We start from the raw sequence: 24,547 nt of genomic DNA on the forward strand, positions 1-24,547 counted from the left end.
GTCAGTGATCTTCCCGCGCCGGACGGTTGACGTGCACCACGCGCCACGCACCACCCCGGCCCTTGAGCAGGCCGTCGGGAACGTGTTCGAGCACCGTCAGCGACAGCGTATGCACGGTCAGCGCCATACCCGCCGCCGGATCGAGACCGAGGGCATGCGATACCGCTGCGCGCACCGTGCCGCCGTGCGACACACATACAATGTCGGAGCCTTCGTGGCGTTCGGTGTAGTGATCGATGGCCGCGCCGACACGCGCGATCTGATCGGCGAAGCTTTCCCCGTTGGGGGTGCGGTTGCGGACCGGATCCTGCCAGAACGCATCGTAGGTATCGGGATCGGCGGCACGCATTTCATCCCACGTGGCCCCCTGCCAGTCGCCGAAGCTCTGCTCGCCGAAGCGCGGATCGATGACCGGGTCACGCGCTTCAAGGCCGGCGTCGCGGATCGATTGCGCCGTCAGGATGGCGCGGCTGAGGTGCGAGGTGTACCACGGCACATCGCCCGGCAGCCTGCGCGCCAGCGACTGAAAGGACACCAGGTCCGAACGGTCGCATTCGACATCGTCGGCACCGTAAATCTTGCCCTGCACGCCCACCACCGGGGCATGGCGGACCAGCCACCATCTCGTCGTACCGTCATGCATAAAAAACCGAACTCCCAGCTGCGGCGGCGGAAAGTACCGCGATTTCAATCATCTGCTGCACCGCGCCGATCACATCGCCGGTCTGCCCGCCGAGCTTCCGCTGCGCCCACAACAGAACCGCCGCGCCGAGCACGATCCCCAGCGCAACGGCGGCCAAGGCTACGGATAGCGGCAATAATGTAAAGAGCGCAAGCGCGCCGATGGCGGCGGCGGCAGCGGCGATCTTCAGCGAGGGCTGCCCGGCACCGTGCGACAACCCGTCCCGCCGCGCCGGCGGCAGCGCGTGCATGACGGCCGGCAGCAAACCGCGCGACAGCATGGCCGCCGCGATCATGGAGAGACAGGCAAAACCCGGCCCCGGAATACCGGCGATCATCGCGGCGCGGATGGCGACGGAGAAAATCAGCGCCAGCACCCCGTAGGCGCCGATCCGGGAATCACGCATGATTTCGAGGGTATGTTCGCGGTCCCGGCCGCCCATCCCGTCGGCGACATCGGCGAGGCCGTCTTCATGCAGCGCGCCGGTGACGATGGCCTGCAGCGCCAGCGCCGCCAGCGCACAGGCTATCGGCGATGCCCCGGTGCCGGCGATGCCATAAAGCGCGCCCCCCGATATGGCCCCGACGATCAGGCCGACCAGCGGGAACGCCCAGGCAGCGCGCGCCAGATCGGTGCTTTCCAGCCCTGAAATCCGGCCCACGGGTATGCGGCTCAGGAACAGGACGCAGACGCGCAGATCGCGAACCGGGCTGAAGCTGTTATCGGCTGTCGACATACCTGTGGTTCTATCGCGCGGCGCCTTGCGTGTCACCGAATTAAGCTTTCGAAGCCGGGGGCCGTGGTTTATGAGTCCGGGCATGACAAACGCACCGAAAACCATGGCCGGCATCAGCGATCTGCTGGCCGCCGCCCCCGCAGCCTCGGCATCGGCGGCGGATGCTGCGCGTGCGCGCGAAGCGACGCTGACCAAGCCGCCGGGCGCGCTGGGACGTCTCGAGGTCATTTCCGAATGGCTGGCGGCGTGGCAGAACAGAAATCCGCCCCGCATCGACAATGCCCGCGTTATCGTGTTCGCCGGCAATCATGGCGTCGCGGCACGCGGCGTCTCGGCCTTTCCCGCCGAAGTGACGGCGCAGATGGTCGCCAACTTCGACGCCGGGGGCGCAGCGGTCAACCAACTCAGCCGGACTTGCGGCGCGGCGTTCCGGGTTATCGCCATCGATCTCGACAACCCGACCGAAGATTTCACCAAGGCCCCGGCGATGGACGAAGCTGCGTTCATGGCGGCGTTCACGCTCGGCTGGGACGCCGTCGATGACACCAGCGATCTGCTGGCCATCGGCGAGATGGGCATCGCCAACACCACATCCGCCGCAGCCGTCTGTCACGCGCTGTTCGGCGGACGGGCCGAAGACTGGACCGGCCCCGGCACCGGGGTGACGGGCAGTGCGCTCTCGGCCAAGGCCGGCGTCGTCGCCGAGGCAGTTGCCCTGCACGGCGAAGCCGCAAGCGGTCCGATTGATATTCTGCGCCGTCTCGGCGGGTATGAGCTGGCAGCGATGGCCGGCGCCATCGTTGCCGCCAGGTACAAACGCTGTCCGGTGCTGATCGACGGTTATGTCTCGGGTGCGGCGGCTGCGGCCCTGGCGGCGGCGCATCCGGCAAGCCTGGATCACACGCTGGCAGCGCACGTTTCGGCGGAACCGGGGCACCGCAGACTTTTGCAAGCGCTCGGCATGGACCCGCTGCTCGATCTCGAAATGCGGCTCGGCGAGGCATCGGGGGCGGCGCTGGCCATCAACATTGTCCGTAGCGCCGCGGCCTGCCACGCGGGCATGGCCAGCTTCGCCGACGCCGGTATCAGCGATAAATCCGAATAGGCTGGATCAAGGTCAGGCCCTAGACGTCTTCGTCCTGCGGTTCCGATGAACGCTCGATGCGCCGCTTCAGTTTCAACAGGTCGCGGCGGCGGCCGTCTTCGGCGATCAGGTTCTCGACAAACCGGCCCTGGAACTGGTCGATGCCGACGGAGCGGCCGAAATCGATGGCCTCACGGTTATCGCAGCGGCAAAGGATCCACTTTTCCGGGCCGTCACGATCCATCAGGCTCTTGAGCACCGCCTGCACTTCGTCCCCGGCGTCGGCGAGGTTCGGATGCCAGACGATTTTCGCCATATCCGCGCCCAGGCGTTCGCGATCGATGACCTGCAGGGTTTCCATCGACAGACCGTCGAGGCACAGCCGGTAACCCTTGGTTTGCACGAATTCGCGCGCGAACAGGTACGCCGACAGGTCGGAGAAGATATCCTCTTTCTGCAGTTCGATGACGATTGCGCCGCGTCTGGCCGCAGACAGGTTATCGTCGAAAACCTGAAACTGGTCGGAAAGCAGCGTACGCACGTTGATGTTGAAGCTGATGTCGCCGGAAATCGACACTGCATCGGTCTTCATCAGCATCGACAGCACGCGCCGGTCGAGGGTTTCGGTCAGGTGCTGGAACAGCCAGCGGTTGGATACCAAATTGACGCCCGGCAGGATCGTCTCGCGCAGGTCCTGAATCGAAATGAACAGTTCGCTGAACAGCTGCTCGGGGACCATCTTGCCATCGACGCGGCAGATGAACTGGCGGCGCACCAGGTTCGAGAGATCGGCACGTGACAGCGCTTCCTCGACCTTGGCCAGGACGCTCGGCGTAAGCGGCTCGCCTTTTTTCTGTTTTTCCTTGAGGCGCTGGCGCGCATCCATGCGGTTGCGGACTTCCGATTGGCGCTTCTCCTCGGCCTCGGCAAGACCCTGGACGAGTTGCACGACCTCCTGATACTGCCCCGATGCATCGTACCAGGTGACGAATTCCCGGCCGTCCTTGCCGTCATCCTCGACCAGCGGGTCGTCGCCGAACAGAAAGCGGATTTTCTGAATCACCGTTTCGACCTGCGGCTTGACCGCGGTCTTGAAGAAAAAGAACAGATCGGCGTTCTTGAGGATGAACAGCTGGCCGCTCATGTCCTTGACGAGGCCGTCGAAATTGCCGGCGGCGGTGCGGATATGCTGATCGCGGCGATTGAAGGGACGTAGCTGCGACAGATGCACATGCGCAAGCCCGCGCCCGTCTTTCAGCTTTTCCAGCCGGCGGACATAGTCGATCAGGAGCTTTTCCTGTGACGGTAATTTGTCGGGTTGCGTTGCCATCTGTATACCCGTCTATCCTGCCTTGGCCTTGGCTTTCGGCTGAACTCTGGGGCGCGTCATCGCCTGCACCAGCTTGTCGATGAAGTATCCCTGAAAGCGGCTGATGCCGAGCGCCAGCCCCCACTTCACTGCCTTTTCGGAATCCACGCGATACAGGATGATGCTGTCCTTGCCGGCGTGCTCGACGGTTTCGCGGAACATCTTGAGGCGCGAGCCGTCACTGGTGTCGTCCTCGAATTCCTTGCCCCAAGCAACCTTGATATAATCCGGGCGCAGGTTGGCCGGATCGAAGAACTGCAGCGCCAGCGGACTGACCCCGTCGACCAGCACCTTGTAGCCGCGGTCCTGCAGCATGTCGCGTGCATAGCCATACGTGTTCATGTCGGCGAAGATGTCGATGATCTGCAGTTCGATCACGACCTTGTGGGCATTGTCGCCGACGACACGGTTGAAATTGTTGAAGTCCCGGGACAGCACCGTGCCGATATTCAGATTGAGGCTGATCGGGTCTTTCATCTCGTCGAAATTCTTCCGCCCGATCACCGACAGAACGCGCTTGTCGAGCGTTTCCGTCAGGTACTGGAACAGCCACGCGCTGCTGAACAGGTTGATCCCCGGCGACACCCGTTCGCGCAGTTCGGTCATGGCGATGAAGTGCTCGCGGAAAACGAAGGCGCCGGCCTTACCCGGCGCGATGCGGATACAGGTCTGCTGACGGATCAGATCGGCGATCCGGGTCGACTGGAGCTTCTGATTGATGGCCGCCAGGTTCCGCGCCGACAGCGGATCGCCGGAATTGGCGGTGTCCTCCTTTTCGCGGTTGCGCTGCATTTCCTCGATCATGACCTGCGCCTTCACCGAAAGCTCGGTGGCGGCGGACAGGAAAGCCGCAAAATCCTCTTTCGAGGCAAGGTCGTACCAGGTCGACAGCCGGTCTTCGAATTCGTCCTCGCTCGAGGTCAGCGGGTCTTCGCTGAACATCGCGCGGACTTTATTGATATACGGGTCGATGTCCTCGACCAGCACCTCGCGGCAGATCAGCACCAGATCCTGATTCATCATCAGATACAGGATCGCATCGGCATTGTTGACCAGGTTGTCGAATACCCGGACCGCGATATTGATAAAGTGGCGCTGACGGTTGCTTGGGCGCAGCATGGACAGATGCAGATGCACAGCAAAATAGCCTGACGGGTTCTCTTCGATCCGCGACAGTTTTTCCAGAAGAACCGCCTCCTGGGTCAATGATGCATCCAATGGCTTGGCCATGCTTTTCTTGTAATCCGCGAGGTTTCACAAACCGTTAACGATAACCGCATTCAAATAGTACAGATATCGATCAAATTATTATAGTGGGACGGGGAAAATATCCATGCCGGGGAGCCGGAAAGTGGTCGAATCAAGCACTTACAGAACCTTATTGGGTCCTTTCGTCTTGGCCCTCCGTGCCACCGGTGCTAGTTTCCGTCACCACTGAATGAGCTAAGGATCGGGAAAGCCGTGAGTTCACTTCTGGCAAAGAAAGTTCTTGTTACGGGCGGAGCCGGGTTTATCGGCTCGCATCTGTGCGAAAGACTGGTTGCGCGCGGCAATGATGTGCTGTGCCTGGACAACTTTTTCACCGGGACAAAGGCCAACGTCGCGCATTTGCTAAAGGAAGACAACTTCGAACTTCTGCGCCACGATGTGACGTTCCCGCTGTATGTCGAGGTCGATGAGATCTTCAACCTCGCGTGCCCGGCATCGCCCGTGCATTACCAGTACGATCCGGTGCAGACGACCAAGACCAGCGTCCACGGTGCGATTAACGTGCTCGGCCTGGCCAAGCGGACCGATGCCAAGATTCTGCAGGCGTCGACCAGCGAGGTCTACGGCGACCCGGAAATCCACCCGCAACCGGAAAGTTACAAGGGCAACGTCAACCCGATCGGCCCGCGCGCCTGCTATGACGAAGGCAAGCGTTGCGCGGAAACGCTGTTCTTCGATTATCACCGCCAGCATCAGCTGAATATCCGCGTTTGCCGTATTTTCAACACCTACGGCCCGCGCATGCACCCCGAAGACGGCCGTGTCGTTTCCAATTTCATCATGCAGGCGTTGCGCGGCGAGCCGCTGACGCTATACGGCGACGGCGCGCAGACACGTTCGTTCTGTTATGTCGACGATCTGGTCGAGGGCATGATGCGCCTGATGGATGCCGACGATACCCATATCGGGCCGGTCAATCTCGGCAATCCCGGCGAGTTCACGATCCGCCAGCTGGCCGAAACCGTTATCGAGATGACCGGTACGAAATCCGAGATCATCCTCAAGCCGTTGCCCGAGGATGATCCGATGCAGCGCTGTCCGGACATCACACTGGCGAAATCGGTGCTCGACTGGGAACCGACGATCCAGCTCCGCGAAGGACTGCAGAAGACCATCGATTATTTTAAAAATCTGACGTGATCGTTTTTTGACGGAGATAGCGTAGCGTTGAAGCAGGTCATACAATCGCGCAAGACAGGCAAGCTGGCGCTCAAGGACGTGCCGGCACCGAAAGTGCGCGCCGGGTGCCTTTTGGTGCGTACGCGCGCGTCGCTAATTTCCGCCGGGACCGAGCGGATGGTGATCGACTTCGCGCGCAAAAGCCTGGCCGGCAAGGCACAGGCACGCCCCGACCTGGTCAAAAAGGTCCTCGAAAAAGTTAAAAAGGAAGGCCTCGCCAATACCTGGAAGACGGTAATGGCCAGACTCGATGAGCCGCTGCCGCTCGGCTACTCGGCGGCCGGCGAGGTGGTTGCCGTCGGCGCCGGTCTTGAAGGCGAGTTCCGCGTCGGCGAACACGTCGCCATGGCCGGGGCCGGGATCGCCAATCATGCCGAGTTGAATACCGTGCCCCGCAATCTAGTCGCCCGCATTCCCGCCGGCGTCAGCGGCGATGAAGCCTGCTATGCGACGCTTGGCGCGATTGCGCTGCACGCCGTGCGCAATGCCGAAACCGGGCTGGGCGACGTCGTCGGCGTCATCGGCTGCGGGCTGGTCGGGCAACTGGCGATCCGTTTTCTGAGCTTGTCGGGGGCGCGCGTCATTGCCTTCGATTATGCCGACGACCGCCTTCAACTGGCCCTTGCCATGGGCGCGGAGGCGGCTCTGAAACCCGAAGCCGGCAACATCGATACGGCGCGGCGGATCAGCAACGATCTGGGCTGCGACGCCGTGGTCATTGCCGCCGCCACCGACAGTTCGGCGCCGTTCGAGTTCGCCGCCGATATTGCCCGTGACCGGGCGCGCGTCGTCATGGTCGGCATGACCGGCACCACATTCCCTTATGCGGCGTTCATGCAGAAGGAACTCAACATCGTCGTGTCGCGGTCTTATGGACCGGGCCGTTACGATGGCGATTTCGAACAACGCGGCGTTAAATACCCCGAAGGCTGGGTGCGCTGGACGGAAACCGAAAACCTCGGCGAAACGCTGCGCCTGATGCAGCCGGACCTGGCGCATCGGCTCGATGTGTCGTTGCTAACCACACATCGCTTCAGCCTCGATGATGCCGAGGACGCTTATGCCCTCGTCACCAGCGGCGCGGTGCGGCATCTCGGGGTCGTGCTGAATTATCCCGAAGCGGACACCCCCGCGAAAACGCTGCTGGCGACGCGCAGCGAAAGCGGGCGCAGCGGTGATTGCGTGCTCGGCGTCATCGGCGCCGGCAACTTCGCCCGTGCCGTTCTGCTGCCGGGCCTCAAGGCCATTCCCGGGGTGCGTTTCAAGACCCTGGTGACGACCCGGGGCGCGACGGCGGAACATGGTGCCCAACAGCAGGACTTCGAAAACGCCGCCACGGATGACGCCGCGGTTTTCGACGATCCTGACATCAACACCGTGATCATCGCGACACGCCACGACAGCCATGCCGGTCTTGCCGCGAACGCGCTTTTGGCAGGCAAATCGGTCTTCGTCGAAAAACCGCTGGCGCTCGATCTCGATCAGCTCAACACGGTCATCGACGCTCTTAACCGCAGCGACGGCGTCCTGCATGTCGGCTTCAACCGCCGTTTCGCTCCGCAGATTTCCGAGATACGGACGCACTTCGAAAACACCCAGGGGCCGCGCGTCATCACGATCCGCGTCAACGGTGGCGCCATCGAAGGGGGGCACTGGACGCAAACCGCCGACGAGGGTGGCGGGCGCGTGCTCGGCGAAATGTGCCACTTCATCGATCTGGCGCGGCATCTGGCCGGCTCCGCCATCGCCAGCGTCCGTGCCGAGGCCGCAACCGCGCCCGGCGGCACGGGCGACAATGTCATTGCCGATTTGCGCTTTGCCGACGGCTCGGTGGCGTCCGTGGTCTACACCGCGCTCGGCGACACGGCGTTGTCGAAAGAACAGATCGAAGTGTTTGCCGGCGGACGGGCCGCCACGCTGGACGATTTCCGCCGCCTCTCGCTGGCCGCCGACGGCAGCTTCAAAACCACCACCGCCACCCAGGACAAGGGCCACAAGCAGCAACTCGCGGCCTTCGTCAAAAGTGTCACGGCCGGCACTAGCGCGCCGATCGACCCGGCGGAGCTGATCGAAACATCGCAAGCCACCATCGCCGTCCTGGAAAGTCTCCGGACTGGCAACCGCATGGATTTATAAGTTAGAACGACGCATGGATATAAACGCCTTCTTCAACGCCGAATTCGATGAGCACGCGGATGTCGCGCAAAAGACCCGCGATGCCTGTGCGGCGGATTTCGCCGTCCTGCTGGAACGCTGTGCCGAAAGCGTCAGACACGGCGGCAAGATCATCTTCTTCGGCAACGGCGGCAGTGCCGCCGACTGCCAGCATCTGGCGACGGAACTGACGATCCGCTACAAGACCGACCGTGCACCGATCGCCGCCATTGCACTCACCACCGACACCTCGGCGCTGACGGCGGGCGGCAACGATCTCGGCTTCGAAAACATCTTCGCCCGCCAGATCGAGGCCCTCGGCAAACCCGGCGACGTCGCCATCGGCATCACCACGTCGGGAAATTCCGAGAACGTGATCCGCGCACTGAAGGCGGCGCAGGCCATGGACATCGTCCCGGCCGCACTGAGCGGCAAGGACGGCGGACGGCTCAAAGGCATCGCCGATCCACTGATCATCGTCCCCAGCGCCACCACGGCGCGGATTCAGGAAATGCACATCACGCTCGGGCAAATGCTCTGCGGCGCGCTCGAAATCGAACTGGGGCTGGTTTGAGCATGGACCGTTCGCGCCTGATCCCGCTGGTCGAAAATATCGAGCGTGCGCGCGTTCTCGTCGTCGGCGACGCCATGCTGGACCGCTTCGTCAACGGCTCGGTGGAGCGGATTTCGCCGGAAGCGCCGATCCCGGTGCTCCGCGTCACGTCCGAAACGAGCATGCCCGGCGGCGCTGGCAACGTCGTCCGCAACCTCGCCGCGCTCGGCGCACATGTTACCTTCATTGCCGTCTGCGGCGACGATGCGGCGGGCCTGGAACTCGCCGACGCCTTTTCCGCCGACCCGCTGATCGATACCTGCCTGCATGTCGACCCGGCACGCGCGACCACGATCAAGGTCCGCTATCTGGCCGGCAACCAGCAGATGCTGCGGGCCGACTGGGAAGGCGATCAGACCATCAGCCCTGCAACCGCCGCCGAAATGCTGGCCGCCGCGACCGGCGACATCGCCGGGTATGGCGCCGTGGTGCTGTCGGATTACGACAAGGGCGTGCTCGCCGACGGCCGCGCGCACGCCATCATCGACGCCGCCCATGCCGCCGGTGTCCCGGTGATCGTCGATCCCAAGGGCGACGGCTACGAGCGCTATCACGGTGCCGATCTGATCACGCCGAACCGCAAGGAACTTGAACAGGCGGCCAAGAAAGTCGCGCCGGATTCGGACGCGATCTGCACCGCCGCCATGGAGCTGATTGAACGGCACGGGCTGGGCGGCATGCTGGTGACACGCAGCGCCGACGGCATGTCGCTGATATCGAATGACGGCACGGCGCATCATCTGGCGGCTGAAAGCCGTGAAGTGTTCGACGTATCGGGCGCCGGCGATACCGTGGTTGCCGCCGTCGCCGCGATGATCGCGTCGGGGGCGGACACGAAAACCGCCGCCTGCGTCGCCAATACCGCCGCCGGCATCGTCGTCGCCAAGGTCGGCACCGCCGTCTGTCATGCCGCCGAGCTCATTGCGGCGCTGCATCACCAGGATCTGTCGGACGCCGAGGCCAAGGTTCTGACCGACACCCAGGCAGGAGAGCGCATACAGCGCTGGCAGCGTCAGGGCCTAAAGATCGGCTTCACCAACGGCTGCTTCGATCTTTTGCATCCAGGGCACGTATCGTTGCTGGCACAGGCGCGCGCCGCGTGCGACCGGCTGATTGTCGGGCTGAACTCGGACGCCTCCGTGAAGCGATTGAAAGGCGAAGACCGTCCGGTACAGAACGAAGCCGCCCGCAGCACCGTGCTGGCCTCGCTGGCGTCGGTCGATCTCGTCGTCATCTTTGCCGAGGATACGCCGTTCGAACTGATCGAGCGCCTGCACCCCGACGTTCTAATCAAGGGCGCGGATTACACCGTCGAGCAGGTGGTCGGCGCCGAGCTGGTCACAGGCTGGGGCGGCACCGTCGTCCTCGCCGACTTGAAGGACGGCTTCTCGACCACCGCGACCATCGAGCGTCTCAACAAGAACGGCAAATAGACCGGCTCAGTTTCTGTCGGAAACCCCCATCGGCAGCTCGTTTTTCGGGTTAGATTTCGGCTTTGCGTTGTCGAGGATCTTGCCTGCTTCGTGCTTGGCATCCTCGATCGTCCCGAACAGCCGCGCAAAGAAGCCCCGGTCATCGGACGGCCTGGGCAGGTCGCGCGCCGGCAATCCCTGGTGCGCGGCGGTCATCACGTCGCGCCAGATCCGGGCCGGGAAACTGCCGCCCGTGACGCGCTTCATCGCCGCACCGTCATCATTGCCGAGCCACACGCCGGCGATGTAATCGGCGCTGTAGCCGATGAACCAGGCATCGCGGTAATTCTGTGAGGTCCCGGTCTTGCCGGCCGCATCGCGCCCGAAACCGGCGGCCTTGCCGGTACCTTCCGTGATCACTCGGTGCAGCATACGGTTCATCGGGGCGACCAGATTGGCGGGCACGACCTCGCCGGGACCGGAGCCGCTGCGTCTGTACAGCACTTCGCCGCCGCCATCGCGGATTTCCTCGATCCCGTAGGGCAGCACCCCGTTGCCACCGTTGGCGAACGGCGCATAGGCGCTGACCAGTTCCAAAAGCGTCGTCTCGACGGTGCCGAGCGCGATCGAGGCATCGGGTTTCTCGCCCGGGTCGATCCCGACCGCGCGCGCGGTATCCGCGACCCGGCCGACCCCTGCCTGCATGGCGACACGCACAGCCACCGTATTGATCGAATTCGCCAGCGCATCGGAAACCGTGACCGGTCCGGCGAACTTGCCGTTGAAGTTGCTGGGTTGCCAGTTGCCGATACGGACCGGCGCATCCTCGATGATGTCGCCTTCACGCAGGCCCGACTTGAGCCCGGCCAGATAGACGAACGGCTTGAAGGCGGAGCCGGGCTGGCGGCGCGCCTGCGTTGCCCGGTTGAACTGGGTCGCGGCATAATTGCTGCCGCCGACCATGGCTTTGACGGCGCCAAGCGGCGTCATCACAAGGACCGCCCCATCGCCGATGTTACGGGACTTGCCGGATTTCGCCAGCACACTTCTGAGCGCGCTTTCCGCCGACGTCTGATGACGCCGGTCCAGAGTCGTCTTGACGATCAGGTCGCGGTCGCGTCCGCCGATATAATCCTGCACCTGATCGAGGACCCAGTCGACGAAATAAGGTGCGGCGCGGCCGGGTCTGGACGTGGTGCCGCGGCTCGAAGTGGCGCGCGCCTTGCTTGCCTGATCCTCGCTCAGATAGCCTGCCGCCACCATGTTGGCGAGGACCACCTTGGTACGGCTGACAGCGCGCGCATCGTCGCTGTGCGGATTATAACGGCTCGGCGCCTTCAAAAGTCCCGCCAGCATCGCCGATTGCCAGATATTGAGCGCCGAGGCCGGCCGGCCGAAATATTTCCGGGCCGCCGCATCGACCCCATAAGTCCCCGAGCCCAGATAGACCCGGTTCAAATACAGTTCGAGAATCTGGTCCTTGGAAAAGCGGTTCTCCAGCCACAGCGCCAGCATCACTTCCTGCAGCTTGCGCTTGTAGGTGCGTTCCGGGCTGAGAAACAGGTTCTTCGCCACCTGCTGGGTGATGGTGCTGCCGCCCTGGACGATCCGCCCGGCACGGACATTGGCGAACATGGCGCGCGCCAGTCCGATCACATCAACCCCGAAGTGCGCGTAAAAGCGGCGGTCCTCGGTCGCCAGAACGGCCTGCGGCAAAGCCGGCGGCAAGTCCTTCAGGCGCACCGGGATGCCATACAGATCGCCGACGGCGGCCAGTTCCGAACCGTCCGCAGCCAGCACCCAGACCGTCGGACGCCGTGACGGCGCGAGGCTGTCTTCGACATCGGGCAGGTCGGTGTAGATCCACCCGGCGACGAACAGCGTGCCGATCAGCCCCCACACGGCAAGCGTCGCAAGCCACTTGCCGAGGCGCCGCCATAGCGGCACGGCGGGTGTCTTGCGCTTGCCGTTTCGGGTCTTTTTACGGGCCATGCCGCTTTATGACAGAGGGGCGTTATGAACGGGTTAACAGGCGGGCAGTAACGTCTGACTCAGCCGAAGAACAACTGCCGGATCTGCGTATCGTACATGACGACGAGGCCCAGCACCGCCGTCGCCGCACCGATGCCCCCTTGCAGGGTACGGTTGGCCCAGGTCAGGGAGCGCGCCGTGAAACCGAGCGGCACGGCAATAACCATCGACAATGCCGCCATACCGCAGATCGAACCGATGCCGAACAGAACCACGTAGCCGATCCCGGCCAGCGGATCGCTGACAGCGCTCGCAGTCAGGACGACCAGCGCCGCCGAACCGGCCATGCCGTGCATCAATCCGACCAGAAGCGTACGCCACGGCATGCCTTCCGGATGTTCGTGCGCGTGCGCGTTTTGTTTATGCGGCACGGCCTCACCGGCGTGCGAGTGCGCATGCAGGTGTACCGTCCCGTCCTGATGGCGGTGCAGATGAAAGTGCACGCGTTCTCGGATCAGACGCCAGACGACCTGCCCGCCGAGCCCGAGAAGCATGATGCCGACCGCAAATTCCAGCCACCCGGCAACGGCATCGTTGATGGCCGCGCCGAGATAGATTGCCGTCCCGGCGACAATGCCCAGCGTGAGGGTATGCCCGAGGCCCCAGAGCGCCCCATGCATGACGATCCGGCGCATCGATGTCTCGCCCGTGGCAATCGACGACACGGCGGCCACATGGTCGGCCTCCAGCGCGTGCTGAAGCCCGATCACCAGCCCGAGAAGCAAAATACCGCCGAATGTCAGATCCATGAAGTTGCCGCCTTGAAAAATCCATCGTGATTGGTGCGCTGCACAAAGACGCATCCTATCGCAGCGTGCGCCCGGCGCAAGAGCGCACTATCAACTGTTTCGGAATTTATGCACGGGACGGGAAAGGCGCTGTCGCTCGGCGCCGTCATTCCCTGGACGGAAACACCGGGGTATTGCACTTCTCGCACATGGTGTGCGGGCCTTTCATGATATGGCCGCAATGTTCGCACTTGGTCTCGGCACGCTTCGACGCGTCATCGAGAACCTTGAATATCTTCTTCAGCACCGACAGCATGTGTGTCCCCGTCCGCCGCTCAGGCCGCCGTTTTAGCGTCGTCCGGCGAGACTTCCTCGTCGTCCAGCAGGATTCGCTCGGCCGCGCCGTCGAGGTCTTCGAACTGCCCCGATTTCAGGCACCACAGAAAAGCGCCCAGCCCTACAAGGCCGAGGAACAACGCTATCGGGATCAGGTATACGAGAATTTCCATCGTCCGCTCTTATCCAATCCACCTAAGCCGGAGTGCGTTCAGCGTCACCACGATCGAACTTGACGACATCGCCACCGCCGCCACCAGCGGCGTCGCCAGACCGGCCACCGCCAGCGGCACGGCAATGGTATTGTAGGCAAAGGCCAAGGCAAAGTTCTGTTTGACCAGCCGTGTCGACGATCGCGCGACGCGGATTGCCGTCACCACCGGGCCCAACCGTGCGCCCTGGAACAGCAGATCGGCCGCCGTCTGGCTGACATCGGCGGCGCTGGCGGGCGACATCGACACATGTGCCGAGACCAGCGACGGCGCATCGTTCAGACCGTCGCCAACCATCAGCACGCGGCGACCGTCACGGGCCAGTTCTTCGAGCCGGGCCGTCTTGTCGGCGGGCAGGCATCCGGCTTTCCAGGCATCGATGCCGAGCGCCGACGCGGCATGCGCCACGGCGTGCGGGGTGTCGCCGGAAAGCAGCTCGATGCCGAGTCCCATCTTTGCAAGCTCGGCGATGACCTCCCGGGCGTCCGGGCGAAGCGTATCTTCGAAGCGGAAGACCGCGACGCGTTTGCCGTCGATGGCAAAACAGATTTCCGTGCCGTCCTGATCACCTGCGGGGCCGTCCACACCGCACCAGGCGCCGCTACCGAGGCGCAGCCTGCGGCCGTCGTGCATGCCTTCGAGGCCGTATCCCGGCTCTTCGCGGACGTCACTGATCGCGCCGTCCGAGGCCGGCGCGGCGGCGCAAAGCGCTTTTGAAAGCGGGTGACGGCTGTGCTGCGCCAATGCCGCCGCCAGGGATAGCTGCGCCGTGTCGTACGTCCCGCCGATCAGTTCCGGGTGCCCCAGCGTCAGGGTCCCGGTCTTGTCGAAGACCACGGTATCGATATCGCTCAGTCTTTCCAGCGCATCGGCGGCTTTGACGAGTACGCCGGCACGCAGCAACCGCGACGACGCCACCACCTGGACCGCCGGCACCGCCAGCCCGAGCGCGCACGGACAGGTGATGATCAGCACCGCAATCGCTGCCATCAGCGACGCCTGCCAACCGGCATCGGTAAAGACCAGCCAGCCGGCAAACGTGGCGGCGGAAAGGATATGCACAGTCGGCGCATAGTACCGCGCCACCCGGTCGGCAAGCCGCACGTAGCGGGCGCGGCCCTGTTCGGCCAGCTCCATCAGCTTGACGATTTCCGACAGCAGCGTGGCGTCGGCCAGCGCCGAGGTGCTAATACGGAGCGGCGCCGTCAGATTGAGAGTGCCGGCGAAAACCCGCTCCCCCGGCACCGCAAGCTTGGGCAGAGTTTCGCCGCTGAGCAACTGCGTGTCGACGTCCGAGCGGCCGTCGATCACCGTGCCGTCGACGGGAATACGCTCGCCGGCGGCGACGAGCACGGTCATGCCCTTTTCAATATCGGCGATCCGCACCGCGTGCTGGCAGCCGTCATTGTCGACGACGGTAGCCGCACGCGCCTGCAGGCCGAGCAGGTGCGTCGCCGCAGAGCGCGCCTTGGCCCTGGCCCGGTGGTCCAGATAGCGGCCGATCAGCAGGAAAAACAGCAACGACACCGAGGCGTCGAAATAGGCGTGTTCCGCGCCTTCGATGGTCTGATACAGGCTCATCCCGGCAGCCAGCACGACGGCCAGGCTGATCGGCACATCCATGTTGAGACCGCCAGAACGCAGCGCCGCCAGCGCGCTTTTGAAGAACGGCTGCCCGGCATAGACCACGGCCGGAAGGGCGATCAGCGCGGAAATCCAGTGAAACAGGGTCCGCGTCCCCTCGCCCATGCCGCCGGCATGGCCGGACCATACGGAAACCGACAGCAGCATCACATTGGCGGCGGCGAAACCGGCGACCGCCATCGCCGACAACAAACGTTTGCCTTCGCGGTTTTCAACTCCGGCGAGTTCGGACGGATCAAACGGCGTGACCGGATAGCCCAGTGCCTGCACCGCGCGCATCAGCTCGGCCGGATCGGCTTCGCCATCCCGCCAGGTCACGTTCAGCCGCCGCGTGCTCATGTTGACGCGGGACTGGACGACGCCGGGGGTGGCATTCAGGCGGCCTTCGATCTTGCCGATGCAGGCCGCGCAGTGAAGGTTTTCGACCAACAGGTTCAGCGACGATTGTCCATCGCCCGCGGCCATCACAAAGGTTGACGGGTCACGCAGCGCAAGTGTGCTTTCGTCGACCGGGTTGGGCCCCGTCGCGGCGGTCGTGAAGCTGGCCAGCGCACCGGCATCGCAGCAATCGGCACCACCGGCATCGACCGGCGGCGAGATGTTGATCGCTGGTTTGACGACGTTCATTACTTCACCATCACCTCGTGGCGCATCTGGTATGTGTTGTCGTCACGGCGTACCGAGATATCGGCTTTCCAGCGGCCCGGCTGCGGCGCCGCGAACGATGCGGCGTATTGCCCGGGCGCAGTTTCCGACAGTGTCATCTTAGCGATCGTTTCATCGCCGAGCGGCCGCGACAGGGATGCCTCCACGGCGGCACCGGTGAGCGGCGCGCCGTCCCGGCCGGTCATCGAGACGACCAATTTACCGGTGACGTCGAGCGTCACCGCGCTGTGCCAGCCGAGTGCAAGCTGTGCCTTGGCCGCGTCCAGCGTCTGGTTGTAAGCAACCCCTTTTTTATAGGCGTCCTCGGTCGTCAAGCCTGGCCACGTGGAAAGCGCCAGATACATGAAGACGCCGTTGACGGCGGCGATCACGCCGAAGAACGCAATGAAACCGAACAACACCATGCGTCCGGTGATCTGGCGTGGCGGCTTAGCATTCATGGTCAATGTGCTCATCTCTCCGGGGCCCTGAAGACACTATCATACGTTGCCGTTTCGCCGTTGGACATATCGCGCAGCCGGAACGTGATGTCCGTCGCTTCGCCCTCGATCAGGTTCGGCGGCATCTGCACGAACAGGCGGAAGCTCTGCAACGTGTCGGGGTTCAGCTCGAACAGTTCGGTCAATGCCGGTTCGTTGTCGGCACCGCCGACAACACGCATCAACGCACCCTCAGGCTCGGTGATTTCGAGGAACACCGAACGTTCGATGCGCGCCTTGTTGAGGATCTTAAATGTATAGGCGTTTTGAATCGAGCCGTCCTTGAGCTTGGTGTAAATCGGATTGCGGTCACGTAACACATTGATATCCAGCTCCGTCCGGCCGACGAAGACCAGCAGCATGAACAGGCCGATCGCCGCCCATAGACAGAAGTAGGCGACCGAGCGGAAACGGATCGGCTTCAGCTTGACCTTCTCGCCGCTGATACGACCGTTCATGGCGGCGACCGAATCGTAATCGATGAGGCCCCGCGGGCGGCCGATTCTCGACATGACGTCATCACAAGCATCGATACACAGTGCACAGGTGATGCATTCGAGCTGCTGGCCGTCGCGAATATCGATACCCATCGGGCACGCTGCGACACAGGCATTGCAATCAACGCAATCGCCGCGGCTATCGAAGCTCTCGCCTTTCTTGTAGGCCATGCGGGGCTCACCCCGGTCCGCCTTGTAGGTCACGGTCAGAGAATGCTCATCCATCATAGCCGCCTGAATACGCGGCCATGGGCACATGTATGTGCATACCTGTTCGCGCATCAGCCCGCCCAGCGAGTACGTGGTGAACGCGAGTACCGCGACCGTGATGTAGGCGACCGGTTGCGCATCGAGGAGGATGAAATCTTCCGCCAGGGTCGGCGCATCGGCGAAATAGAATATCCACGCGCCCCCCGTGGCCACGGATATCAACAGCCAGATCGTATGCTTGGCGACCCGCTTTACGGCTTTCGAGACGGACATCGGCGCTTTGTCGAGGCGGATACGCGCGGCACGGTCGCCTTCGACGAGACGTTCAACCCAGATGAACAGGTCGGTCCAGACCGTCTGCGGGCAGGCATAGCCGCACCATGCCCGGCCGACGACACTGGTAATCAGAAACAGCCCGACTGCGGCCATAATCAGCAAACCGGCGAAGTAATAGACTTCCTGGGGCCAAATCTCGATGAAGAAGAAATAAAAACGGCGGCCGGGAAAATCGATCAGTACCGCCTGGTCCGGCGAACCGGGACCCCGGTCCCAGCGCAGCCAGGGCGTGATGTAATAAACGCCGAGCGTGAGCGCCATGATCCACCACTTGAGCTTTCGAAACATGCCCGAGACGCGCTTCGGGTGTATCTTGACGCGCTTTTGATAGAGCGAGCGATGCTCGCTCTTGTTGACCGCCTCGACGTCGTGTCGTGTGATATCATCAACAGTGGCATTATCATTCTTTGCGGCGTCGCTCACGCTATTCATTCTTTCCTGCCTTCAACAGTGTGCCATAAACCGTCATCCCCGCAAAAGCGGGGATGACTTATCGACGGGATGGCAGGCTTTCGTGCTATTGCCCGCCACCCAGTGAGTGAACATAGACCGTGAGCTGTTTCACAGTCACGTCATCGAGGATTTTACCCCATGCCGGCATCACGCCGCTGCGGCTGTTCGAGATCGTTTCCACAATCGTCTGCTTGTCGCCGCCATAGAGCCAAATGTTGTTATTGAGGGGCGGCGCACCAAGCTCCGCCATGCCGACCCCGCCTTCACCATGGCAGGCAACACAGTTGTCCTCGAACAACGGCTGGCCCGCAGCGACGGCGGCGGCATCGGTCGAATTGCCCGACAGGGACAACACATACTCCGCCACCTGACCGGCCTGTTCGGCTGTCAGGATTTCATCTTTGACGAACGCCGGCATTTGCGACTGGCGGGCATCGTCGCTTTGCGTGTTGCGCGCACCGTTGGTGATGGTCGTGTGGATTGCATCCAGCGAACCGCCCCACAACCATTCGTCATCGTTCAGGTTCGGGTAACCGGCGGCTCCCTGCGCCCCTGAACCATGGCACTGCGAACAATTGACGTTAAACGCCGATTTGCCGCCGGCCAGGGCGAATTCCAGAAGCGCCGGCTGGGTGCGGATTTCTTCCAGCGATGCCGAAGCAATTGCCTGACGCTGCGATGCCTGGGCATCGTGCGCAGCGGCGACGTCCTTCATCACCTCGGCACGCGAGCTGTAGCCCAGCATGCCCTTGGTGTAGCTGGAAACCAGAGGGATCGCCGGATAGGCAATATAATACCCGGCCGACCAGATGACGCAGGCATAGAAGATCCACAACCACCATCGCGGCAACGGATTGTCCAACTCGCGGATGCCGTCCCACTCGTGTCCGGTCGTTTCGATGCCGGAGATTTCATCAACGTGTTTATCGGCCATCTCTCAATCCTCCTTGAGCGGAATTTGCGCCGCACGATCAAAGGTCTTCTTGGCGCCGGGCCGGAGCGCATAGATCAGTACACCGGCAAACAGCACCACCATGTAGACCAGGCCCCACGTCTGGGCGAACTCGGCAAGTGTCTTGTATTCCATGATGGTTCTCCTCAGCGCAGGTTTTCGTCGGCGTTATAGGACGAGAAATCGACCATCGTGCCGAGTACTTGCAGGTAGGCGATCAGGGCGTCGAGCTCGCTTGGTTCGCCTGGACGGCCGTCGAAATCACGGACGATCGCCCCCGGATAGCGTTCCGTCACCCCGTCGGCGCCGTCACTGTCGGGATCGACCTGGGCGAACATGTCCGCCTTGGCAACTTCGATCATTTCCGTGCTGTACGGCACGCCGATGGCGGCGTTGGCTTTCAGGTGGTCCGCAATGTCGATGCTGCGGACCTTGTTCTCGATCAGGAACGGATAACCGGGCATCACGCTTTCCGGCACCAGGGCACGCGGATCTTCAAGGTGCGTGCGATGCCATTCGTCGGAATACTTGCCGCCAACCCGGGCAAGGTCGGGACCGGTCCGCTTCGAGCCCCACTGGAACGGATGGTCGTACATGCTCTCGGCGGCCAGCGAGTAGTGGCCGTAACGTTCAAGCTCGTCCCTGAACGGACGCACCATCTGGCTGTGACAGTTATAGCAACCCTCACGGATATAGATGTTGCGCCCGGCAAGCTCGAGCGGGGTGTAAGGCCTGACGCCCTTCACCTTTTCGATCGTGCTTTCCAGATAGAACAGGGGCGCGATTTCGATAATGCCGCCGATGGAGACGACGACAAGGATACCGATCACAAGAAGGATCGAATTGCGTTCAATTTTACCGTGGTCGAACATTTTCGATCTCCTTTACGCGCTGGCCGTATGCGCAAGCGCATCGACATAGGGTTTTTCCGTCCGCACGTTACCTCTGGCCGTCATGAAGACGTTCCAGGCCATGATCAGCGCACCCGCAACATAGAGGGCACCACCGAGGACACGGATAACATAGAACGGATGCATCGCCTCGACGGTTTCCGCGAAGGAATATTCGAGGAAGCCGAGCGAGTCGTACGACCGCCACATCAGACCCTGCAGGATACCGCTGACCCACATCGCCGCCGCATACAATGCGATCCCCAGCGTCGCCAGCCAGAAGTGGGCCGAGACAAGGCGCAGCGAGTAGAGCTTTTCGCGGTTGAACATGACCGGTGCGAGGAAGTAGATCGCGCCGAAGCTGACCATGCCGACCCAGCCGAGTGCACCGGAGTGCACGTGGCCGATGGTCCAGTCGGTGTAGTGGCTCAGCGAATTCACCGCCTTGATGCTCATCAGCGGCCCTTCGAAGGTAGACATCCCGTAGAAGGCGACGGAAATCGCCATCATGCGCAAGATCGGGTCAGTGCGCAGCTTGTCCCAGGCGCCCGAAAGCGTCATCAGGCCGTTGATCATGCCACCCCAGCTTGGCATCCACAGCATGATCGAGAAGGTCATGCCCAAGGTCTGCGCCCAGTCGGGCAGCGCCGTATAATGCAGGTGATGCGGACCGGCCCAGATATAGAGGAAGATCAGCGACCAGAAGTGCACGATCGACAGGCGGTAGGAATAGACCGGGCGGTTGGCCTGTTTCGGCACGAAATAGTACATGATGCCGAGGAAGCCGGCCGTCAGGAAGAAGCCGACGGCGTTATGCCCGTACCACCATTGCGTCAGGGCGTCCTGAACGCCGGCGAAGACAGGATAGGATTTGGAGCCGAACCAGCTGACAGGCAGCGCCAAGTTGTTGACGATGTGCAGCATCGCGATGGTCACGATGAAGGCCAGATAGAACCAGTTGGCGACATAGATGTGAGGTTCCTTGCGCTTCCACAGCGTGCCGAGGAAGACCAGCAGGTAAACCACCCAGACAATGGTCAGCCACAGATCGACGTACCATTCGGGTTCCGCGTATTCCTTGCCTTGCGTGACACCGAAGACATACCCGGTGGCAGCCAGCACGATCACCAGCTGGTAGCCCCAGAACACGAACCACGGCGCATAACCGCCGGCGAGTCGCGCCTGACAGGTGCGCTGCACGACATAGAACGACGTCATAATCAGGGCATTGCCGCCGAACGCGAAAATCACCGCCGACGTGTGCAGTGGCCGAAGCCGGCCGAAATTCGTCCATGGCAGATCGAGATTGAGCACCGGGAAGGCCAACTGCGATGCAATCACAAGCCCGACCAGAAAACCGACCACCCCCCAGAACGTAGTTGCGATCAACCCCGCCCTGATGACACCATCGTTATAATTGATCGCCGAATTCGGATTTGCAGGCCCCCCGGTATTGCCGTTGGATTTGATAACCAGAAAAACCCCGACGATACAGAACACCGTCAGCAGCATACCATGCAGATATATCGTCGTATCGACGGCGCCGGCGGACAGATAAAGCCCGAGCAACGCGCCGATCGCGAGCGGTAGAATGGTCAAAAGATTCATTGTCTCAACCCCGTCTTGCACACAAGAGACAACGCCCGACGGACGCCGCCTAGCAGAACACTATTTATAACCGAAATTACCGACATTGATTCAAATCAATTGAGCTGACCGCCTTTATTTTATTATTACATTATATATTTTATGAATATGTATGCTGCATTGCAAACCGTTTGCCGCTGCGGGCATGATTGGCTGATATAAGACACATTATCAAGGAACCTGCCCCTATGAGCCCCGGCATCTTTTCTTCCGGCATCGACAGCGAAACCATCAATGTACTGTTACAGCGGCGCAGCATCCGAAAATATTCGGACACCGCTGTCACGGACGCCCATGTCGACGCCATTCTGGGGGCCGCGCTCAGGGCGCCGACATCATCGAATATCCAGGCCTACAGCGTCGTCGTGGTGCGCGACCCGGCGATCAAGGAGCGCATCGCGGTGCCGTGCGGCAATCAGAAGCATATTGTCGCGTGCCCGGTTTTTCTGGCGTTTCTGGCCGACCTGACACGGATCGAGGCGGCGTTTCAGCGGCACGGACATAGCGCCGACGACAACAATCTTGAACTCGGACTGGTCGCGACCATCGATGCGGCACTGGTCGGCATGGCGGCGTATGTTTCCGCCGAATCGCTGGGCATTCAGGGCGTCATGATCGGCGCCATGCGCAACAAGCCCGAGGAAATCGCAGAAATCCTCAATCTCCCGAAGCGGGTCTATGCGGTGTTCGGCATGTGTCTCGGCTTCCCCGACGAAGCGCCGAAGCAGAAGCCCCGCATGCCGCAGAGCGGCATCGTGCATCGCGAGCGCTATGATGCCGAGGCCTCGCTTGCCGCGCTCGACCCCTATGACGCCCAGTTGAAGGCGCACTATGACGACATCGGCAAGGCAACGACCGCGGCGTCATGGACCGACGAGGTCGACGCCAAGTTCTCGGCCCGGCCCCGCGACGGCCTCAGGGCCGCGCTCAAGGCGCGTGGCTTCGGTTTTACTTAAAGGAAATGCCGGCTTCCAGCGCCATGTGATCGGAATTGAAACTGCCGAGGCGTTCGACTGAAACGCCGAGCGGCCCGCGCGTGAAGAAATGATCGATGGAAATGCCGAACGGGCCGATTTCCATAGGCCACGTCGCGCGCAGCCCGGTTTGCCTGTTGTGCAGCCCCGTCGCCGCGACAAGCCGCCGGAAAGCGGCTGACGACGGCGCGGCGTTCATATCGCCGGCCATGATTACCGCGCCGTCAAGGCTACGGATCATCTTGCCCAGTGCCGCCACCTGTTTGTTCTGGCGCATGGCGCCGTCGGCCGACACTGCTTTTCTGATATGCACGGCGACGATGTGAAACGGCGGGCCGCCGTCGATCCCGTCGAACGCGGCCCAGATCACCGGCGGCGTGTGATCGAAGAACTTCTGCGTTTTCACACTGCGCCACGGGCGTTTCGACAGCAAAGACACCTGGCAGCCGACATCGTCGCAGGTATCGTCGTGCATTTGATAGGGATACAGCTCGTCGAGCGCCTTCATGTGACGCCGCCAGCCGGGGGCCGTCTCGGACAGTATGAGAACGTCGGCATTGCGCGCCTTGAGCATGGCGACACCGGCCCCGGGGTCGGATGAGCGGTAAAACACATTCCAACTCAGGATGCGGAGATCCGGATCGCCGGCCGGGGCCGTCTCGAACGGGATGTCGCGCAGCAACGGCGCCCCCGCGAGGACAATGATGCCGGCGCAAAGCACCGCGAAACGGCGCTGTCCCAGCAGCACAAAAAGGACACCTAAGCCCGTGCCCGCGATCACAATGTGCGGTCGGAAGTGCGCCGGCAGATCGAGCCACCAGGCAAAGCCGCCGAAATACGCCAGCACCGACACGACGAGTAGCGCCACGGCCATCGATACGAGGAGCTTACAGAATTTCATCGGACCCCCATGCGGGAATGTTTGCGCCGCAGGCCGGCAGGGAAGGCGAAGATAGGGCGTCAGATGCCGGTTTTAAAAGGGAGAATGCTTATTATCGGAAATGCCGGAGCAGATGAACGCCGGCGGCGGCCGCATCACTTGTTGAGCAGCTTGGCAACGGCGCCGAGAATTTGTTCGGCATTGATCGGTTTCGCGATATAGCGGTCGCACCCGGCATTGTGAATGTCTTCGGTGGTTTCCGGCGATCTTGATCCGGTCAGGGCGATGATCGGTATGTTTTTGGTGCCGGGGTGCGAGCGCAGAACCGGGGCGATCTCCAGGCCGGTCATTTTCGGCATCACCATATCCAGCACAATCAGATCGGGGCGGACATCGCGGGCCGTTTTAATGGCCGTGTCGCCGTCTCCGGCCTCGATGACCTCATGCCCGTCCTGCTGCAGAATCTGGCGCAGGATATCGCGGATCAGTTCTTCATCGTCGACGACTAGAATTTTTCCCATACCTGCTCCTGGCCGCTCCAATATGGTTCACAACGCCGGAAATCGGTTCGCAATACAAGCTTAAGCGTCACATTTACGCTTTTTATGTTCCGGCGCAACCATGCGCGAGCGTCTGTCGGGACCGAAAAAGTCCTGGGTTTTAACAAATTTCTTTTTCGTCTCGATTATCTTGCACAAGTGCTGATAAATCGTCCTCGGTGAATACGGCTTGGCCAGAAAATCCGTCGTCCCGGAATCCCGGGCAACGACGACGTTGGTGTATTCCGTCATCGACGTCGTGATGATGACCGGGACGAAGACGTTCCGGCTTTCCGCGTCATGACGCAGCCGCCACAGAAGCTGCAACCCGTCATAACCTGGCCCCCAGTCTATGATGACCACGTCCGGGCTTGAGTTCTGAAAAGCGTTCCAGGCCTCGTTGATCGGGCCTGCATCTATGATCTGCCCGACCTTCAGGGTGCGCAGAATACTTTTGATCGTCAGCCGCAGAAATGAATTCTGTTCGGCAACCAGAACGACGAGAGAGGAGAGGTCGTAATGTTTCATGACCGGGACCCGATTAAAAAAAATCGCAGGGTAAATCTCTCATATCC

General features: G+C 62.0%; 24 protein-coding genes. 6 read left to right on the forward strand and 18 right to left on the reverse strand.

Annotation, left to right across the window (positions count from 1 at the left end; translation table 11 throughout):
* Position 1: 1 nt before the first annotated feature.
* Together L2D14_00285 and cobS are read right to left on the reverse strand one after the other, a co-directional pair.
* Entirely contained in the window at positions 2-643 is a 642-nt protein-coding gene (locus L2D14_00285; GenBank protein WNJ99880.1) for a histidine phosphatase family protein, read from the reverse strand.
* Complete coding sequence (gene cobS / locus L2D14_00290; protein ID WNJ99881.1) at positions 636-1,418, reverse strand: adenosylcobinamide-GDP ribazoletransferase; 783 nt, start codon at positions 1,416-1,418, stop codon at positions 636-638. Before cobS ends, L2D14_00285 begins: the two co-directional genes overlap by 8 nt.
* An 82-nt stretch (positions 1,419-1,500) precedes the next feature.
* Between cobS and cobT the strand changes: the two genes are divergently transcribed.
* Positions 1,501-2,523 carry a nicotinate-nucleotide--dimethylbenzimidazole phosphoribosyltransferase gene (gene cobT, locus L2D14_00295; protein WNJ99882.1) on the forward strand — a complete coding sequence of 341 codons (1,023 nt, stop codon included), beginning with the start codon at positions 1,501-1,503 and terminating at the stop codon, positions 2,521-2,523.
* Positions 2,524-2,542: 19 nt separating this feature from the next.
* Here cobT and L2D14_00300 read toward each other — a convergent pair whose 3' ends face one another.
* Together L2D14_00300 and L2D14_00305 are read right to left on the reverse strand one after the other, a co-directional pair.
* A complete protein-coding gene (locus tag L2D14_00300) occupies positions 2,543-3,832 on the reverse strand; it encodes a hypothetical protein (protein ID WNJ99883.1) in 1,290 nt (429 codons plus the stop codon).
* 12 nt (positions 3,833-3,844) lie between these two features.
* The gene (locus tag L2D14_00305; GenBank protein ID WNJ99884.1) at positions 3,845-5,101 is read right to left on the reverse strand and encodes a hypothetical protein; all 1,257 of its coding nucleotides are present in this window, start codon (positions 5,099-5,101) and stop codon (positions 3,845-3,847) included.
* A gap of 231 nt (positions 5,102-5,332) precedes the next feature.
* On the opposite strand from L2D14_00305, the gene L2D14_00310 reads away from it, so the two are divergent.
* Genes L2D14_00310 through rfaE1 form a run of 4 tightly spaced genes read left to right on the forward strand, consistent with a single transcriptional unit; the run spans position 5,333 to position 10,519 of the window.
* Positions 5,333-6,280 (forward strand): SDR family oxidoreductase, encoded by a 948-nt coding sequence (locus L2D14_00310; protein ID WNJ99885.1) that lies wholly within the window; start codon positions 5,333-5,335, stop codon positions 6,278-6,280.
* 27 nt (positions 6,281-6,307) lie between these two features.
* A complete protein-coding gene (locus L2D14_00315) occupies positions 6,308-8,455 on the forward strand; it encodes a bi-domain-containing oxidoreductase (GenBank protein ID WNJ99886.1) in 2,148 nt (715 codons plus the stop codon).
* Between the two features lie 13 nt (positions 8,456-8,468).
* Entirely contained in the window at positions 8,469-9,047 is a 579-nt protein-coding gene (locus tag L2D14_00320; protein ID WNJ99887.1) for a D-sedoheptulose 7-phosphate isomerase, read from the forward strand.
* 2 nt (positions 9,048-9,049) lie between these two features.
* Positions 9,050-10,519, forward strand: a complete 1,470-nt coding sequence (gene rfaE1, locus L2D14_00325; GenBank protein WNJ99888.1) for a D-glycero-beta-D-manno-heptose-7-phosphate kinase — start codon at positions 9,050-9,052, stop codon at positions 10,517-10,519.
* Positions 10,520-10,525: 6 nt separating this feature from the next.
* Here rfaE1 and L2D14_00330 read toward each other — a convergent pair whose 3' ends face one another.
* The 11 genes from L2D14_00330 to ccoN form a co-directional block, all read right to left on the reverse strand.
* The gene (locus L2D14_00330) at positions 10,526-12,490 is read right to left on the reverse strand and encodes a PBP1A family penicillin-binding protein (protein WNJ99889.1); all 1,965 of its coding nucleotides are present in this window, start codon (positions 12,488-12,490) and stop codon (positions 10,526-10,528) included.
* Positions 12,491-12,549: 59 nt separating this feature from the next.
* Positions 12,550-13,278, reverse strand: coding sequence for a hypothetical protein (locus L2D14_00335; protein WNJ99890.1), 729 nt, complete (start codon positions 13,276-13,278; stop codon positions 12,550-12,552).
* A gap of 145 nt (positions 13,279-13,423) precedes the next feature.
* Complete coding sequence (locus L2D14_00340; GenBank protein WNJ99891.1) at positions 13,424-13,573, reverse strand: hypothetical protein; 150 nt, start codon at positions 13,571-13,573, stop codon at positions 13,424-13,426.
* A gap of 19 nt (positions 13,574-13,592) precedes the next feature.
* Complete coding sequence (gene ccoS / locus L2D14_00345; GenBank protein ID WNJ99892.1) at positions 13,593-13,766, reverse strand: cbb3-type cytochrome oxidase assembly protein CcoS; 174 nt, start codon at positions 13,764-13,766, stop codon at positions 13,593-13,595.
* 9 nt (positions 13,767-13,775) lie between these two features.
* Positions 13,776-16,076, reverse strand: coding sequence for a heavy metal translocating P-type ATPase (locus tag L2D14_00350; GenBank protein ID WNJ99893.1), 2,301 nt, complete (start codon positions 16,074-16,076; stop codon positions 13,776-13,778).
* On the reverse strand, positions 16,076-16,570 hold the full coding sequence (locus tag L2D14_00355; protein ID WNJ99894.1) for a FixH family protein: 495 nt from the start codon (positions 16,568-16,570) through the stop codon (positions 16,076-16,078). The genes L2D14_00350 and L2D14_00355 overlap by 1 nt, the downstream gene beginning before the upstream one ends.
* Complete coding sequence (gene ccoG / locus L2D14_00360) at positions 16,567-18,060, reverse strand: cytochrome c oxidase accessory protein CcoG (GenBank protein WNJ99895.1); 1,494 nt, start codon at positions 18,058-18,060, stop codon at positions 16,567-16,569. Before ccoG ends, L2D14_00355 begins: the two co-directional genes overlap by 4 nt.
* 94 nt (positions 18,061-18,154) lie before the next feature.
* Positions 18,155-19,024, reverse strand: coding sequence for a cytochrome-c oxidase, cbb3-type subunit III (ccoP, locus tag L2D14_00365; GenBank protein WNJ99896.1), 870 nt, complete (start codon positions 19,022-19,024; stop codon positions 18,155-18,157).
* Between the two features lie 3 nt (positions 19,025-19,027).
* Positions 19,028-19,177, reverse strand: coding sequence for a cbb3-type cytochrome c oxidase subunit 3 (locus L2D14_00370; protein ID WNJ99897.1), 150 nt, complete (start codon positions 19,175-19,177; stop codon positions 19,028-19,030).
* 11 nt (positions 19,178-19,188) lie between these two features.
* Positions 19,189-19,914, reverse strand: coding sequence for a cytochrome-c oxidase, cbb3-type subunit II (gene ccoO / locus L2D14_00375; protein ID WNJ99898.1), 726 nt, complete (start codon positions 19,912-19,914; stop codon positions 19,189-19,191).
* Between the two features lie 12 nt (positions 19,915-19,926).
* Positions 19,927-21,540, reverse strand: a complete 1,614-nt coding sequence (ccoN, locus tag L2D14_00380) for a cytochrome-c oxidase, cbb3-type subunit I (protein WNJ99899.1) — start codon at positions 21,538-21,540, stop codon at positions 19,927-19,929.
* Positions 21,541-21,767: 227 nt separating this feature from the next.
* On the opposite strand from ccoN, the gene L2D14_00385 reads away from it, so the two are divergent.
* Positions 21,768-22,535: an NADPH-dependent oxidoreductase gene (locus L2D14_00385; protein WNJ99900.1), complete on the forward strand. Its 768-nt coding sequence runs from the start codon at positions 21,768-21,770 to the stop codon at positions 22,533-22,535.
* Here the strand turns inward: L2D14_00385 and L2D14_00390 are convergent.
* From L2D14_00390 to L2D14_00400, 3 genes are all read right to left on the reverse strand, one after another.
* Positions 22,528-23,454 carry an endonuclease/exonuclease/phosphatase family protein gene (locus L2D14_00390; GenBank protein ID WNJ99901.1) on the reverse strand — a complete coding sequence of 309 codons (927 nt, stop codon included), beginning with the start codon at positions 23,452-23,454 and terminating at the stop codon, positions 22,528-22,530. The two genes, L2D14_00385 and L2D14_00390, sit on opposite strands and share 8 nt — an antisense overlap.
* Before the next feature lie 134 nt (positions 23,455-23,588).
* On the reverse strand, positions 23,589-23,954 hold the full coding sequence (locus L2D14_00395; GenBank protein WNJ99902.1) for a response regulator: 366 nt from the start codon (positions 23,952-23,954) through the stop codon (positions 23,589-23,591).
* Positions 23,955-24,014: 60 nt separating this feature from the next.
* Positions 24,015-24,500 (reverse strand): response regulator, encoded by a 486-nt coding sequence (locus tag L2D14_00400; protein WNJ99903.1) that lies wholly within the window; start codon positions 24,498-24,500, stop codon positions 24,015-24,017.
* Positions 24,501-24,547: the final 47 nt, after the last annotated feature.

It is taken from the genome of Thalassospiraceae bacterium LMO-JJ14, from assembly GCA_021555105.2.
Taxonomy (GTDB): domain Bacteria; phylum Pseudomonadota; class Alphaproteobacteria; order Rhodospirillales; family Casp-alpha2; genus UBA4479.